Here is a 15,719-nt window from a genome sequence, read left to right as displayed (position 1 = left end):
CGGTTATGTCTGCGGCACGACCGTTTGACTCAACCGGAGGACCGCTGCGCGGCATTTGTTGTGCGCATCGCGTGAGGCATTCAACGAAGCTCGGGATAGCCTTGCTGCGCGGCGGCATTCGCGATTGCTTCGATCTCGGCGTACGTCTCTCCCCTGAGTCGCGCGAATCCGCGCAGGCGCAACGTGCGTGCGCGCTCGGCGTCGGCTGCATGAGCGGCATCTAGCGCGTCTCGCAGCGCCTGCGTCTGATCCTCGCCGAGCGCACGTGAGGCGATCAGCGGAAGGCCTGGGGCTGAGGCTGTCATGCCGATGGTTTGCACGCCGTCGAACCGTTCGGGGTGCGAATCGTGCAGCAATGCGAACGTGACGCAGTCGATCGCGCCCACGTCGGCCGCGCCGCTCGCCAGCGCGCGTAACGTGGCCGCGTGCGAGCCTGTCCAGAGCACCGAGGCGAAGAAGCGGCCCTCGCGGGCGAGCGGCGCGACCGCGTGGCGCAACGCGTTCATGCCGCTATGCGAATCCGCGCTGTTGCATGCGGCGCGCAAGCCGCGGCACGCTTCGAGCGTTTTCGCGCCGCGTTCCCACGCCTGGGATGAAACGGCAAGCACGCTTCGATAGCGCGGGCCTTCGCAACCGGGTGCGTCGAATATCGGGGTCGCGATCAGGCGGACTTCGTTGGCGAGTCCGAGCAAGCGGTACGGAAACCCGCAGGTTTGCGAGAGCAGCAAGTCCTCGCGGCGCCAGTGCGGCATGAGTTCGCCCTCCGGCGCGTTCTCGATCGTGATGTCGCCTATGTCGAACGAGCGCGCCACGATGCCCAGACTGTCACTCAACAGCGAGCGCCACGCCGCCGCATGTTGCGGCGTCACGTTGTACATCGGCAGGGAGGCGATCCAGCGGGTCATGGGCGCATTCTACGCCGCACGCAACTGGCGCGTCGCGCAGCGCGGTGAGATAAGCAAATGGCAATTCGTTGGTTGGTGAGGCGCCGCGCGTTCGGTATGGTGAGGACCTGCGTTGCTTTGCTCTCCGTATGGAGTGGCACCATCCTTCATCGCGGGAACTGGCGAACATGGCCGAATATTTCGACGCAGACCACGCGCGGGAAGTCGCCGCGCTCGCCACCGGGTTCACCGCACGCACGGAATGGCCCACTTGGCTGCTCATCGCCGTGATCTACGGCGGCTGGTTTGCGGTGCTCGCGTTCGTGCGCTCAGGTCTGCTCACGCTCGTGGCCGCCACGCCGTGCCTCATCGTGCTGTGCGCATGGCACATGTCGCTCCAGCACGAACTGCTGCACGGCCATCCCACCCGGTTCGCATGGCTGAACATGGCGCTGGGCTGGCCGCCGCTCGCCGTCTGGTTTCCCTATGCGGTCTACCGCGAGAGCCATATGGCGCATCATCGCGACGAAGCGTTGACCGTGCCCGGCATCGACCCCGAAACGAACTACGTGCAGCACGAGCAGTGGGCCCGCCTGCCGCGCTGGCATCGCGTGCTGTGGCACGCACGCAAGAGTTTCGTGGGCCGTGTGGTGATCGGGCCGCCCATGAGCGTGGCCGCCATGCTCGCCGGCGCGGCGAAAGCGCTGCGAAGCGGTGACTGGCGAGACGTGCCGATGTGGCTCGCGCACTGCGCGGCCGTCGTGGTGCTGCTCGCGTGGGTGCAGCGTTACGCGGGCGTGCCGTGGTGGTGGTATCTCGCCGCCGTCACCTGGCCCGCGCTCGGGCTCGCGATGGTCCGCTCGCTGTACGAGCATCGTGCGGTGTCGCATCCGAAGGCGCGCATCGCCATCAACGAGGCCGGGCTCGTCATGCGCTTTCTGTATCTGAACAACAACTACCATCTCGTGCACCACGATCTGCCGCGCTTGCCGTGGTTTCAACTGGCGCGCGCCTATCGCATGCGGCGCGACGACTATCGGCACAAATGCGGCGGATTCGTGATCGAAGGTTATGCCGCGCTGCTCAGGCGTTACGCGTGGCGCGCGACGGATGCCCCCGCGCATCCGTTCGGCGACAACGCCGCGCAGTGACCTTCATTCCCGAAACCGCTTAAAGAAGCGGCGAATGTCGGCCGCGAGAAGATCGGGCTCTTCCATGGCGGCGAAATGGCCGCCGCGCGGCATGTCGGTCCATTGCGCGACATCGAACACGCGCTCGAGCCACGACCGCGGCGGATGATTGATCTCCTTGGGAAAGCGCGCGAAGGCGACGGGCGGCGCCACGCGTTGCCCGGCCGCGAAGCGAAACGGCTGGAGACGGTTCTCCCAGTACATCTGCATGGATGTGCCGATGCTGCCGGTGAACCAGTACAGTGAAAGATCCGTCAGTAAGGTGTCCTTCGAGAACCGGCGCTCGATGTCACCGTCGCAGTCGCTCCATGCGCGAAACTTCTCGCCGATCCACGCGGCCAGTCCCGCGGGAGAGTCGTTGAGCGCCGCTGCCGCCGTCTGCGGCTTCGTGCTGTGCATATGCGCGTAGCCGCCCTCCAGCGCCGCCCAGTCGGTCTTCTCGCGCAGATAGGCCTGTTCCGCCTCAGTGAGTGGGGCTTGCGCAGCATCGATTACCGGTTCGTAGGAGCTGGGCAGGAAGTTCAGATGGATGCCCTCGACGGCCTGGCTGTGCCGCGCGGCGAGCGCAATGGACACGCCCGCGCCGAGGTCGCCGCCCTGCGCACCGAAACGCTCGTAGCCGAGACCGCGCATCAGCGCGGCCCACAGGTCTGCGATCTGGAACGCGGAGGTGCCGGGCGCCGCCGACGCGGGTGAAAAGGCAAAGCCCGGCAGCGACGGGACGACGACGTCGAACGCTTCGGCCGGGTCCGCGCCGAATGCGGCGGGGTCGCAGAGCCGGTCGAGCAGCGCATGGAATTCGACGAACGACCCCGGCCAGCCGTGCGTGATGACGAGCGGATAGGGCTTCGGGCCCGCGCCGCGCCGATGCACGAAGTGCACGCGCTGGCCACCTGCGCCACCCGCACCGCCTACTTCGGCCATGAACTGCGGCAACTGGTTCAGCGTGCGTTCGGCGCCGCGCCAGTCGTATTCGTCTGCCCAATACGCGACGAGCCCGCGCAGCCACGCAGTGTCGGCCCCTTGTTGCCACGCCGGCGAGGGCGTGGCGTTGGCCCAGCGCGTGGCGCGCAAACGTCGGCGCAGGTCGTCGAGTGCCTCTTCGGGAACGCGAATTTCGAATCGGTCGATATGCATGGTGGTTCATCCGCACGTTGGCAGGCCGAGGAACTGACGATTATGAGCGAATTCGCCGCAGCGCACCGGCCGCCCCCAGGGACCCTTCGAATTCCATCGATCGCTTACCAGATGTTTATCGAGCCATCGATTTAATTTATCGGCATTCGGCCGGCGCGGCAGGGCGGTGCGCCGCCTCATCCGGGCGAGGCGGCGCGGCGCAAACCCCACGGCGTCCATGGTTGCCGGTATTTTCAGCCGCCGGCTCCCGCACTCGCTTAGTGGCGCCAGCGGTATTATTTGCGCAGTCCAGGTAATAGCCCTGGCTACTGGCGCGGTGGGGCCGATTCGTACCGTAGCGCCACGCTTCGAATCAGCAGCAGAGGTCCCAATGATCATCGACATTCACGGCCACTACACTACGGCGCCCGCAGCGCTGGAGGCGTGGCGCAAACGCCAGATAGCGGGCATCGCCCATCCGTCCGGGATGCCGAAGGTATCGGAGCTGAAGATCAGCGACGACGAATTGCGCGAATCGATCGAACTCAATCAGCTCAAGCTGATGCGCGAGCGCGGTCTCGATCTGACGATTTTCAGCCCGCGCGCGAGTTTCATGGCCCATCACATTGGCGACTTCGAGGTGTCGAGCACCTGGGCCGCGATCTGCAATGAGCTGTGCCACCGCGTGAGCGAGCTTTTTCCGGAGCATTTCGTGCCGGCCGCGATGCTGCCGCAAAGCCCGGGCGTCGATCCCGCCACGTGCGTGCCGGAACTCGTCAAATGCGTGGAGCAGTACGGCAATGTGGCGGTCAACCTGAATCCCGATCCCTCGGGCGGCCACTGGACGAGCCCGCCGCTTTCCGATCGCCACTGGTACCCGATCTACGAGAAGCTCGTCGAATACGACATTCCCGCGATGATCCACGTGAGCACGAGCTGCAACGCGTGCTTCCACACCACGGGCGCGCACTACCTGAACGCGGACACGACTGCGTTCATGCAGTGCCTGACGTCGGACCTGTTCCGCGATTTCCCCACGCTGCGTTTCGTGATTCCGCACGGCGGCGGCGCGGTGCCCTATCACTGGGGACGCTTCCGCGGTCTCGCGCAGGAGCTGAAGAAGCCGCCGCTCAGCGAGCATCTGCTGAATAACGTGTTCTTCGACACCTGCGTCTATCACCAGCCCGGCATCGACTTGCTCACGCGCGTGATTCCCGTGGACAACATTCTGTTCGCGAGCGAAATGATCGGTGCGGTGCGCGGCATCGACCCGGAAACGGGCCACAACTACGACGACACGAAGCGCTATATCGAAGCCGCGCATGTCGATGCCGCGGATCGCTACAAGATTTACGAAGGCAACGCGCGCCGCGTGTATCCGCGCCTCGACGCGCGGCTCAAGGCAAAGGGGTTGTGAGCGCGCGCGTAGCGGCTCGCAGTCCATGCGACACCAGCGAAGCGCAAGACAAGGCGGCCTCGCTCACTCTGGACTGAAACGGAAGTCAATGACAAAGGACGATGTGAAAAGCAACGCCGCACTGGCGGGGGTCGGGTCGATGGCGACGCGTCTCCTGCTCGCGGGCCTCGCCGAGCAATACGAGCGTGAAACGGGGCAGCGGCTGACCGTTGCGGCGATAGGCGGCGTGGAAGCCGCGCGCCGCGTGCAGGCCGGCGCGGCATTCGATTTCGCCGTGCTGGCCTCGGCGGCGATCGACCGCCTGGCGGCGGGCGGGCACCTCGTCGGTGCGCGCATGGACGTCGTGCGCTCCGGCATGGCGGCGGCCGTCGCCGCCGGCGCGGCGCACCCGGTTATCGGCACCGAGGACGCACTGCGCGAGACGATGCTGCGCGCGGCGCGCATCGGCTATTCGACGGGGCCTAGCGGCGACCATTTGTTGCGGCTGGTCGAGCGCTGGGGCGTGGCCGAAACGCTCAGGCCGCGCCTCGTGATGGCGCGGCCGGGCGTGCCGGTGGCGAGCCTGATCGCGGCCGGTGAGGTCGAGATCGGCTTTCAGCAATTGAGCGAGCTAAAGGATGTGCCGGGCGTGGAAGTGATCGGGCCGCTCCCGGCCGGGGCGCAACTCGTCACGGTCTTTTCCGCGGCGATCTGTGCGGTGTCGCAGCAGCGGCAGGCGGCAGCGGATTTCCTCGCGTTCCTCGGTTCGGCGCGCGCCGAGGCGACCAAGCGGGCGTTCGGCATGGAGCCGGCCGGCAACGCGGCGTACGGCCCGTAGCAGGGCACGAGCAAGACGGCAATAAGGGAAATAGAAGGGGCAATATAGAAGGGGCAACAAGGCGATTGGCTTGGACATTTCATGTCGCATGGTCCACGTATCCAAAGTAATTAGGCTTACTAATCAGAAAAAACAGAATCGGAGGCGTGAAAGTGAATCAGAAAAAAACCAGGACGTACGACACCAGGAGGCAAGCATGAGAAACCTGCAAACCCGACGGCTTTTCACGAGCGTGCGCGCTCGTGCCGCCTCGCTGCTCTCGCTGTTCGCGCTCTTCGCGGCGGCCACGCTCGTGGCCGCGTGCGGCAGTGGCGGTAGTGGCAGCAGTAGCGCCGATGCATCGAAAGCGCCGCTAGCAGTCGTGGCGCCCGTGGTGGCTTGCTCGAAGCTTGCGTCGGTCGATATCACCGATATAGGCGGCGCGGGCAGCGCGATTACTTCGGCTAGCGTGACCACGGCGACCATCAACGGTGCTTCGGTCAACTTCTGTACCGTAAAGGGCACGCTCGCGCCTTCGAATACGTTCGAAGTGGCGCTGCCGGTGAGCACGTGGACGCAGCGCTTTGCGGCGCTGGGCTGTGGAGGCCTGTGCGGCAACCTGAGCGACCCGACCCAGCCGTCGTCGTTCAGCTTCAGCTACACGTGCCCGCTCGTGCAGGAAGGCGGCTTCGTGACGGCGGCGACCGACATGGGCCACTCGGGCAACGACACGACGTGGACTACGGACCCGCAAAAACAGGCCGATTTCGCCTATCGCGGGCAGCACATCACGACGCTCACGGCGGAGAAGCTCATCAAGGCCTACTACGGCCAGACGCAGAAGTACGCGTACTTCATCGGCTGCTCGGACGGCGGCCGCGAAGCGCTGATGGCCGCCCAACGCTATCCGAACGACTATAACGGCATCATTGCGGGCGCGCCGGCTGCGCACTTCCAGATCCAGAACTCGCTGTATCACGGCTGGAGCGTGGAGTCGCAAAGCACGACCGGCGACAGCACCGGCAACGCCGTTCTGTACGCCGACAAGGCGCTCGTGCTGCACAAGGCAGTCATCGCGGCATGCGGCGGCCAGGCGGGTGTGCCCGATGGTCTGATCGCCGATCCGCGCACCTGCAATTTCGATCCCGCATCGATCCAGTGTGCGCAGGGCGCGACGAACACGAGCAACTGTCTGACCGCAGCCGAAGTCGCCACCGCGAGCAAGATCTATGGCGGACCGGTCGACGCGACAACGGGTGAGCGCATGCTGGCGGGCTCCCCGCAGATGGGTTCGGAGGAGAACTGGGTCGGCGTGGAAGTGCCCACGACGAATTCGACGGCCACGCCGGTATCGGTGAAGAGCCTGTTCAGCTACATGATCGTGACGGGTGCTTATAACCTGATCTTCACGGGCTCGCCCACCATGCCGACCATCGACACCTTCGGCTACACGGATGCGAGCTTCTACCCGACCTACCTGCAGGCCAACCATCCGCTGGTGGACGCGACGAACCCCGATCTATCGGCGTTCAAGAAGGCGGGCGGCAAGCTGATCCTGTGGCACGGCTGGGCGGATCAACACATTTCGCCGCTCTTCACGATCCAGTACTACGAAGCGATGCAGAACACGATGGGCGCTTCGAACGTGAGCGATTTCGCTCGCCTGTACCTCGTGCCCGGCGTGGCCCACTGCGGCGGCGGCGAAGGCTTCCCGAACATCGACCTCGTCTCGCAGATCACGGCGTGGGCCGAGCAGGGCGCGGCGCCGAACGCGGTCATGACGTACCAGACCGATTCGTCGAACAACGTGACGGCCAGCCGCCCGGTTTATCCGTACCCGGCCGTCGCGCAGTTCACGGGCACCGGCGACTGGCACCTCGGTGCGAACTGGACGCAGGGCGCACCGCTGTATAACCAGCCGACGCATACCTGGGCAGGCTCGAGCTTCTATGCGACGTACACGCCGACTACGCAGGGTGTTGCCGCGCCTTAACGGGTGAATTTCGGGCACACTCGCTTGATTCGACGTTGAACCGGCCAGCCCTTCGGGGCTGGTTTTGTTTTGGAATCGATAACTGAATCGCATGGCACATGCGGGGCAAGGGCAGCGGCTCGAACGGCGCCGCCGCCTCGAAAAGCGGCGCGTAGGGAAGCGGCCCCCGGCGATGTAGCGGCAACTGAATTCCGCACGATCGTCCAGCGCGTTTGCGAATCCTTTCGGAGAACATCGATTTTGTTTATCACGCTGGATTCGATTCCAGCCCCGGGCCGCGTCGGGCAAAGCGCGGGCCGAATGCGCACGGCCTTTACGCGGCGCGGCTTCCCGGGCGGTATCGCGGGTGCGAGCGTGCGGGAATCGCCCATGCGGACGGGCAAGGACGTATCCAATATGTGGTTAACCCGCACTTTTAGACGCGGGGTTGGCCATCTATCGTGCCCCCGACGGATAGCAGTTCGTAGATATTCGACTCGGGCACGAGCGAGCGGCAGACCACAGAACGGACAGGAGACGACAGATGTCTGGCAGCAAAACAATCGATATCAAGGCGTTCATCGACGAACGCCACATTTCGGCCTACCAGTGGCTACTGGTGGCGCTGTGCTTCCTCGCGGTGACAGCCGATGGCATGGACGTGGCCATCATGGGCTTCGTCGCGCCCTCCATCATTCACGAGTGGGGCATTTCGCGTCCCGAGTTCGGTCTCGTCATGAGCGCGGCGCCCATCGGCCTCGTGATCGGCGCGCTGGCCGCCGGCCCGGCTTCTGACCGCGTTGGCCGCAAGTGGGTGCTGATCACCTCTGTGTTCCTCTTCGGCGTGTTCACGATCCTCACGGCGTTCACGCAGTCGCCGGTTTCGATGGCGGCGCTGCGCGTGCTGACCGGCATCGGTCTTGGCGCGGCCATGCCGAACTCCACGACGCTGCTCTCGGAGTACTCGCCGCAACGCCGCCGCGCGCTGCTCATCACGATCATGTTCACGGGCTTCAACCTCGGCTCGGCGTTGATCGGCTTCGCGGCTGGCTGGCTCGTGCCGAACCATGGCTGGCGCGCGGTGCTGATTTTCGGCGGCGCCATTCCGCTCGCACTCGTGCCGCTGCAGGCCTGGCTGCTGCCGGAATCGGCGCGTCTGCTCGCCGTGCGGGGCGCCACGAGCAAGCGCATTGCCGCGACGCTGAACCGCGTGACCGGCGCGAACTTCGCAGGCGACGAGAACTTCGTTTCGACGGAGCCGCCGCTGCCCACGCGCAAGCCGATCGGCGTGCTGTTCTCGGAAGGCTATGGCGTGATGACCATCGCGCTGTGGGTCACGTATTTCATGGGTCTGCTCGTCATCTATCTGCTGACCGGCTGGCTGCCCACGCTGATCAAGGACGCGGGCCTCTCCATCACGGTGGCGGCGAACGTCACGGCCATGTTCCAGATCGGCGGCACGATCGGCGCCGTGCTGGTGGGCTGGATCATGGACAAGGTGCGCCCGGCGCGCGTGATCAGCGCGGCGTATGTCGGCGGCGGCATCTGCGTGCTGGCGCTGGCCGGTGTGGGGGCGCTTTCCTCGTCGCTCGCGCTGCTGGTGTTTGCCGCGGGCTTCTGCATGAGCGGTGCGCAAACGGGCCTGAACGCCTACGCACCGGGCCGCTATCCGACGGTTGCGCGTGCAACGGGTGTGAGCTGGATGTTGGGCATGGGCCGCTTTGGCAGCATCTTCGGCTCGGCCATCGGCGGTGCGCTGCTGGGTCTCGGCTGGGAATTCGCTGCGATTCTCGCCATGCTCGCCGTACCGGCGGTGCTCGCGGCGCTTGCGATCCTGGTTTCGCAGCGTGCGCGTCATTCGGAACCGGCTACGCAGGTGAGCGCGGCACACTGAGCTGGATTTAGCAACAGCGCTGGACTGATCGGCGCGGCGGTCGGTCATTGTCTGTGTCGCCGACTCATCCGTTACTTCGTCAGGCGAACCACATACAGCCCCGTCCGGTTCGGAATGCCGGCGACGCTGTAATTCGGGCTGACGGTGAACAGCGCTCCCGGAATTGTTGGAGAATAGGTCACGCCCGCAGCCGTAACGGTCGCCAGCTCGAGTGCAGGAGTGCCCGTCACAGGCTGCGTTGTCGAGAAATTGAACGTCAGCATCCGGTTGTCAAACTGCGTGATATCGCCAGCGCCACCTTCCGTGATTTCGTAGGCGAAGGGCGTCGTGATGCCAGCGGGCACCGGGTCAGGTTTGCCGAGGCAGAGCGTCAAGGCGCGCGTAACGCCACCTGTGGGGGCCTTGAATGTCAGCGTTGCGATATTGTCATTGGAGACCATCGTCATCGCCGTGCCCGCAGCGGTACTCGGGGGGATATCGAGGCGACTGTAGCTGGCCGGACAGTTGAACGTGGTCGATTGCGGCGATGAGGCCGCGTCAGGCGCAGAGGCCGCACCTGGCGAGGATACTCCCGCGGAAGCCGACGAATCCGCCCCTGATGCTCCGCCACCGCCGCCGCTGCCTCCGCCACACGCGGCCAGCAGCACGGCGGCGCTAATCAGACCCATCGAAAATTTTCGGCTCATCAACATTGTTAGCTCCTTATCGTCAGTGAATCGCACATCAGAATTGTCCCGTCACCTGAAACCCCAGCGTCACGCTCGGCGCGGGGAAGCCGCGCGGCGCGTAGACCGGCGTGCCGGCGAACACGTCATAGGTGAACGCGGCCAGGCGCGAGGGTACGGAACCCTTGAAGCCGAGGACCGCGCCCGCGAGTTGCGTCCCGGCAAGAAACGCCGTAGATGGTCCCCAAAGGCGGCCGTAGTCGAGGCCCGCATAAAGCATCTGGCCTGTTGCCCCAAGCGGATACTGGAGTTCGTTGCGCCAGTAGAAGCCCTTCTCCGCGGCCAGCATCGTTTCACCGCTGAAGCCGCGAACCGTGTAGCGGCTGCCGATGGTCAGGTCATCGATATAGTTCAGTTCGTCGTTGGTGAACTGCCCGTGCAGCGTGCCGACATAACGCAGCGTCTTACCGGCCACCGCGAACGGCACCGAGAGATTGGTGTCGAGTGTCGCCATGTGGAAATAGTACGTAGGCCCACTCGCTGCATCCGGCATCGCCCCGAGCCAGCCGATACCCTGGCGATAGGCGAGGGTGCCGTCGAACTGCGCCGCGCCGAAGTAATGGCGATTGGTCAGCCCCGCCTCGATGAACGTGTTGTCGCGCTTCTGCTGTGGGATTTCGACGTCATCGATGAAGCTCGCGCCAAAGCGCTTGACTAGCTGAAACTCGACGCCCGAAACATCGTTCTGGCTACGACGAATGACGCGCTCCAGCTTCAGACCCGCTGTCTGCGCGTTTCCGCTCGAAACGAACGTCTGGTTGACCCCGGCAATTTGCTGGTAATACGTGTTCGTGTAGCCGAACAGCGTGCCAGTCCAGTAGCCCCACGGCACCGCATACGAGGCATTCCAGCCGTGTGTCCCGAGGTCATGGTTGCCGAACTGCAAATCCTGGTTGTAGCCACCTGAAAGCACGTCGTTGATGCCCAGGAGGTTATAGAGCGCGAGCGACACGTTGCCGATGTAACGGCCCGTCGCGTCGCTGCCCGAGTTATCCGCCGAGACGACGAGCGACCATGGCTTCGTGCGCTTGACCGTAACCACGACATCACTCTGGCCGGGTTCGGTACCGGGCACTATCTCCATGGAGGCGTCCTGGTTCGGGACGCGCTTCATCTGCTCCAGTCCCTGTTCAAGGTCGCGCAACTGGAGGATGTCGCCGTCGCGAGCCGGAAAGACGGATTTCAGCGTGCCCCGTATACTGGCGTCGGCAAACTTCAGGTTGCGGATCACGCCCGGTATGAGCGTGAATTTCATCGTCCCTTTCGAGAGGTCCTGGGTCGGCACGAGTACGCGTGTCGTGATGTAACCGTGGCTCAGGATGACGCCATGCAGGCCCTTCGCCAGCATGTCAACGCCTTGTTTGCCAACACATTGGCCCTCATAGTGGCGCAGCCAGTCGTGCAGGAATCCGAACGGATCGAGCGGCAACGCCGATGCACCCTTTACACGAACTACCTCAGGCAGCGTATCGGGAACCTCGACCGTGAACGTCTCGATACGAAAGCACGGCGTCTCGACGGGCAGTACAGGGTACTCGCCGACTGCGGTCGCGGTCGAGCGTACAACGGGCGCGGCGACGGTCGCAGCGCGCTGCTGCGCGTCGCGCCGCTGCTCGACCTGCTGTTGCTGCGCCGCATTCGTGCGGGCTGCTACGTCGGGCGCAGTCTGCGCATAAACGGCAAGCGGTACGAGTACCGCGAGCGGCAGCACCGCAAGATTCTTCTTACTTTTCATCGTTATTCGCTGCTTTCGTTATGGTTCTTTTCGTAGCGCTTGCGGAGTTTCTCGTAACGGTTTTCGAATGGATTTGATGCGCGACATATATGCGTGACTCGACTGCGGCCACAAAACACTACTGAGCATTGGTCGAAACCGATGGAGCCTCTGCCACGCATTTCAAGGCGCGCGTCACGGGAACCGGTTCGTCCATACCGTGGTCGTCAATATGCCGAACCGCAGTCCAGCATGCGCCCCGTCCGGTATCGAGAAAGACGTCGTAGTCCTGCCCGGCTACGGGTTTGAACATTACCGCCGGCGCTGCACAGCCGCTCGTCCCACCGTAGCTGCCATAGTAGGTACTCGTTGCGAGTGCCACCGTTACCGGTTTTCCCGCGGGGACGACATACTCTCTGATCATATCCTTTGAAAACAATCCATCGACCTGCATCGATTTTCGTGGACTTGGAGGCATCCCGATCACAACGCTCCGTGATGAATATTTCCAAGAGGCAAGAAAGCCGTCACTTACCCTAACGGCCGTCGCGTCGGTTCCCGACTTGTAGCAGTCTCCCTCCCAGAATGTTGCACTTCGGTCGGGGCCATTAGAAGACAGGACTCTCATGCGTGCGGACACGGCCGGGTCATAGACCGGCGTAGCCGTATCAACGTAATGGGGAGGGGGAATAACGTAAGCGCAAGCACTTAGGCATGCTGATAGTCCAGCCAAAATGAGATGACGTTTCGTATTCGATTCAGTCATAAGAGAGATCAAGCTCAATCTACCATCTAAAAGGATGGGGCCGTACTGATAGCCCCTGTTGAATATTTGCTTTAAGTTTTTCAACCAACCCTGACGAGCCAACCCGCTAGTAAGCCAGCACACACGCCGCCAATCCAGAAAATTGCGAAACAGCGAAGTGATTTAAGTAGACGTGATCGAGCTAGTTTTCCTTCTTCACTTAGGTAGAGATCAGAAAACAACGATTTTCCTTTCAGCATTCTGGCATCGAAAACTGTCTGACCAGACTGAGGGCTATTCACCATTCGAAGGAAGAAGTAGCCCGACGCAAAAAACGATACGGCAGTCAAGACCAGCAGTACGATAAAGACTGCTGCGATGACACTTGCGCAAATCTTGATAGGCAACGAGCGTATTGTGTTGAAGGTCTCGCCAAACAGCAGCGCCGCAATGACCATTACGATCAAAGCCGCGCTCGCCGCAAGAGTCCTTGTATGTACTCTCATCTTCGGTAACGTCCTCACTTGCAAATAGATTGAGTCAAACCGCTCGTGATGTTACTAATCCCCAGCGTACACGTGGTCATATTGGTAACGGACGCGGTTCCCCCTGCGACGGACGGTACGCCTTTGATCGCCACTCCGTAGGACGCGCCGGTCGCTTGACCGTTACTGTAAGTCACCGAGCCACCTACGCCAACGTCAGCAAGGGATACCGCAGTGTTCACGTTAGAGGCTACACCGCGCAAATCGGCCGCGCTCCCTTTATTGAAGCCGACAGAGCCACCAGCAGACGGGTCAAACCCATACCCAGTACCGTATGTAGCGTAGAAGCCTGCGTCGAAATTTGTGTTACCGAATCCCGGCGTGAGATAAAAGCCAACTCCCGCCGAAATCCCATACCCAAGGACGAACGTTCCTCCGACACCAGCCACGGCAGTCACCGCTGGCAACCCTGCTGTCGTGTTAAGTGCCGCCTGCGCATTCGCGCCTGTCGCGTTCATCTGTGCCGTCATCACCGATTCATTGCAAGGCCCAGTCGCCGTGCATGTAGACGGAACCAGGCTCTTTCTCTTCATCAGCGGATCAAGCTGCTGGTTGTAAAGCTGCACATTCGACGCCGTTGCCGCGCCAGCCGTGCCGCCCACCAGAGCGCCGCCCACGCCGGCAACCACGTTCCCTGCAATATTACCCAGCAGGGCAGAACCCGTTGCGGATTCAACGCCTCCCGCAACGTCGTTCAATGCCTGGGCCTCCATCGAGGCCAGGCCTGCGCCCGCTGCACCACCGACGGCCGTGAAAACACTGCCGCCGCCAAGGCCGCCAATCAGCGCGCCGCCTGCCGCCTGCAAGATCGCGCGGCTATCGCCTCCTTCCGTCCATGCCGCAGCGGTTGCGGAATCGCCAGCGTTCTTTGCGGCTTGCTCCTTCATGTCGGCATACGCGCCGATACCCTGTGCGACAACCTGGCCTGCTGCCTGCGCAGCCTGCATCGTGTCGGCCTGCTGGTTCAGGATTGCATTCACGTCCGGCGTCTGCGCGACAGTGCCGTTGGTATTGGTCGTATCGCGGCTCAGGGTCGATACATCCTGCGTCTGCGCTGCCTGGTTCGTGATGTTGATCGAACCCGCGCTGATCGCGCTGCGCGTGGTCGCGCTCGAATCACCGCTTTCGTTCTGCGACATCATCGGTGATACACCACCTGTCCCGCCGACCGAGCCCGGCCCGATTGCCTTGCCGGTACTGCCAACGCCTACGCCCGCGCTAATACCGTTGCTAGTCGCGTCATAATGCGACTGGTTCTGGATATCGCTGAACGTGAGGGTACCGGTCGTCAAACCGTCCCACTGTTCGAAACGGTTCCCTCCGTGCCAATCGCGGTGTTGCCCTGCGCGTAGATGGTGCCCGTATTCGCGACGCCCGTCGCACTGATTCCGACATTGCCGCTCGCATTGACCTTGCCGGACTGCACAAGCTGACCCGCGCTCGTGAGGATGAGGTCGCCCGCCTGCGCTGCAATGGCGCCCGCATTCGCGACACCCACGCCATTCTCCGTGCCGACCAGGATGATGCGGCCACTGTACATGCCACCCAGTTGCGATACGTCGATGGCGACGCCGGGTGCAGGTCCCGTACCTGCGATGGGCGTGGGAACGAGGCTCGTGTAATCGATGTTGTTGGCGCCCGTCACGACATGAAGTGTATTGCCGCCATATATGGCCGCATTCACTTCGAGGGCTCTGGACAACAAATCGACCTCATCGATATTCGAGGCGTTCAGGCCCGCGCCCTGGACAGTAATCAGGCCGCCCCTTACACTGAAGCCCGTCAGATTCCCACTGCCATCGATAAGCGGATTACCGGTCGTTAAAATTCCACGTGCGGTATTGATAAAGCCGCCGCCATCGACCACGATCCCGGAACTGTTCGCAATCACGACATCGGCTTTTTTTCCTGCGACTTCGACGTAACCTCTCAACTGGGACGGATTATTGCTGTTAACCTGGTTGACGATAATCTTCGCTGCGTCATTCGGACCAAAATTCGGATTCCCCGATATTTGCCCGGCGAGTTGCGTGCCTGCAATAACAGGCGAATTATTTAGAATTGTTCCGCTTTTCTGGACGTCGAATTGTGAATATGTATTAAGTGATACGCCAGCCCCGGAGGGCTTGGTGACGTTCACTTGCGGGAGCCCGTTTGCCGTAGTGATTACGTTTGGCGCGTGCGCGCCGGACGGTGCAATCTGTGCTTCGGAGAGGGCTGGCGCGAGAGCAAAGAGAACGAGCGCAGCAAACGCTGCATGACGCATTGAAAAGAGCGCGAAGGACTGAAGCGCGCGCGCGGGGCCGGTTTCCCCATGATAGGCGCTACTGTGTCCCGTCGCTGTTTCTGAAACTGCGACCAACATTCCCCGCAGCTTGCTGAAGACAAGCCGATAACAACGGTCATTCATTTTTATTAACCCTTGAGGCCAGATGATGTCCGGCATCGCTACCAAAGGCGCGCGCGAAAGACAAAATCATCGCCTGGGCGGCAGAAAAAATCCGTCAACAATCGTTAAGCGAAATGACGATCGACAAGAATTCGGGCTAAACAAATTTCGAGATACCTGATTCGCATTACTTACGCTTCGCTAGCGACGTGCATGTCCCGTTCTATCAGTTGTGCTGACAAGATTTTTGGACTGCGGCTCAGCATGCGGATAACGGCTTCCATGCAAACGGCTGGATATCAACGCGCGGTAGGTGTCGATTACGGCGCTCA

At 62.6% G+C, this 15,719-nt stretch carries 12 protein-coding genes; 5 read left to right on the top strand and 7 right to left on the bottom strand.

Going from position 1 to position 15,719, the window contains the following annotated elements:
• Positions 1 to 80: 80 nt before the first annotated feature.
• Positions 81 to 905: a phosphate/phosphite/phosphonate ABC transporter substrate-binding protein gene (locus tag AB3X99_RS22860; RefSeq protein ID WP_368618229.1), complete on the bottom strand. Its 825-nt coding sequence runs from the start codon at positions 903 to 905 to the stop codon at positions 81 to 83.
• A gap of 128 nt (positions 906 to 1,033) precedes the next feature.
• On the opposite strand from AB3X99_RS22860, the gene AB3X99_RS22855 reads away from it, so the two are divergent.
• Positions 1,034 to 2,035: a fatty acid desaturase gene (locus AB3X99_RS22855; RefSeq protein ID WP_368618228.1), complete on the top strand. Its 1,002-nt coding sequence runs from the start codon at positions 1,034 to 1,036 to the stop codon at positions 2,033 to 2,035.
• A gap of 3 nt (positions 2,036 to 2,038) precedes the next feature.
• Here AB3X99_RS22855 and AB3X99_RS22850 read toward each other — a convergent pair whose 3' ends face one another.
• Complete coding sequence (locus AB3X99_RS22850) at positions 2,039 to 3,211, bottom strand: epoxide hydrolase family protein (RefSeq protein WP_368618227.1); 1,173 nt, start codon at positions 3,209 to 3,211, stop codon at positions 2,039 to 2,041.
• A gap of 370 nt (positions 3,212 to 3,581) precedes the next feature.
• On the opposite strand from AB3X99_RS22850, the gene AB3X99_RS22845 reads away from it, so the two are divergent.
• From AB3X99_RS22845 to AB3X99_RS22830, 4 genes are all read left to right on the top strand, one after another.
• On the top strand, positions 3,582 to 4,607 hold the full coding sequence (locus AB3X99_RS22845; RefSeq protein ID WP_342948688.1) for an amidohydrolase family protein: 1,026 nt from the start codon (positions 3,582 to 3,584) through the stop codon (positions 4,605 to 4,607).
• Between the two features lie 88 nt (positions 4,608 to 4,695).
• Positions 4,696 to 5,424 (top strand): substrate-binding domain-containing protein, encoded by a 729-nt coding sequence (locus tag AB3X99_RS22840; protein ID WP_368618226.1) that lies wholly within the window; start codon positions 4,696 to 4,698, stop codon positions 5,422 to 5,424.
• Positions 5,425 to 5,620: 196 nt separating this feature from the next.
• On the top strand, positions 5,621 to 7,396 hold the full coding sequence (locus tag AB3X99_RS22835) for a tannase/feruloyl esterase family alpha/beta hydrolase (protein ID WP_368618225.1): 1,776 nt from the start codon (positions 5,621 to 5,623) through the stop codon (positions 7,394 to 7,396).
• 523 nt (positions 7,397 to 7,919) lie between these two features.
• Positions 7,920 to 9,269: an MFS transporter gene (locus AB3X99_RS22830; protein ID WP_368602639.1), complete on the top strand. Its 1,350-nt coding sequence runs from the start codon at positions 7,920 to 7,922 to the stop codon at positions 9,267 to 9,269.
• A gap of 71 nt (positions 9,270 to 9,340) precedes the next feature.
• Here the strand turns inward: AB3X99_RS22830 and AB3X99_RS22825 are convergent, their stop codons facing one another.
• The 5 genes from AB3X99_RS22825 to AB3X99_RS22805 form a co-directional block, all read right to left on the bottom strand.
• Complete coding sequence (locus tag AB3X99_RS22825; protein ID WP_368602637.1) at positions 9,341 to 9,961, bottom strand: hypothetical protein; 621 nt, start codon at positions 9,959 to 9,961, stop codon at positions 9,341 to 9,343.
• Between the two features lie 31 nt (positions 9,962 to 9,992).
• The gene (locus AB3X99_RS22820; protein ID WP_368618224.1) at positions 9,993 to 11,729 is read right to left on the bottom strand and encodes a ShlB/FhaC/HecB family hemolysin secretion/activation protein; all 1,737 of its coding nucleotides are present in this window, start codon (positions 11,727 to 11,729) and stop codon (positions 9,993 to 9,995) included.
• A gap of 825 nt (positions 11,730 to 12,554) precedes the next feature.
• Positions 12,555 to 12,959 (bottom strand): hypothetical protein, encoded by a 405-nt coding sequence (locus tag AB3X99_RS22815; RefSeq protein WP_368602634.1) that lies wholly within the window; start codon positions 12,957 to 12,959, stop codon positions 12,555 to 12,557.
• 14 nt (positions 12,960 to 12,973) lie between these two features.
• The gene (locus tag AB3X99_RS22810) at positions 12,974 to 14,290 is read right to left on the bottom strand and encodes a hypothetical protein (RefSeq protein ID WP_368618223.1); all 1,317 of its coding nucleotides are present in this window, start codon (positions 14,288 to 14,290) and stop codon (positions 12,974 to 12,976) included.
• Complete coding sequence (locus AB3X99_RS22805; protein ID WP_368618222.1) at positions 14,287 to 15,444, bottom strand: filamentous hemagglutinin N-terminal domain-containing protein; 1,158 nt, start codon at positions 15,442 to 15,444, stop codon at positions 14,287 to 14,289. The genes AB3X99_RS22810 and AB3X99_RS22805 overlap by 4 nt, the downstream gene beginning before the upstream one ends.
• Positions 15,445 to 15,719: the final 275 nt, after the last annotated feature.

It is taken from the genome of Paraburkholderia sp. BR10882 (genome assembly GCF_040948855.1).
GTDB classification, from domain to species: domain Bacteria; phylum Pseudomonadota; class Gammaproteobacteria; order Burkholderiales; family Burkholderiaceae; genus Paraburkholderia; species Paraburkholderia nodosa_A.
The sequence above is the reverse complement of the archived record's forward strand: the minus strand, read 5'-3'. Positions and strand labels throughout refer to the sequence as shown.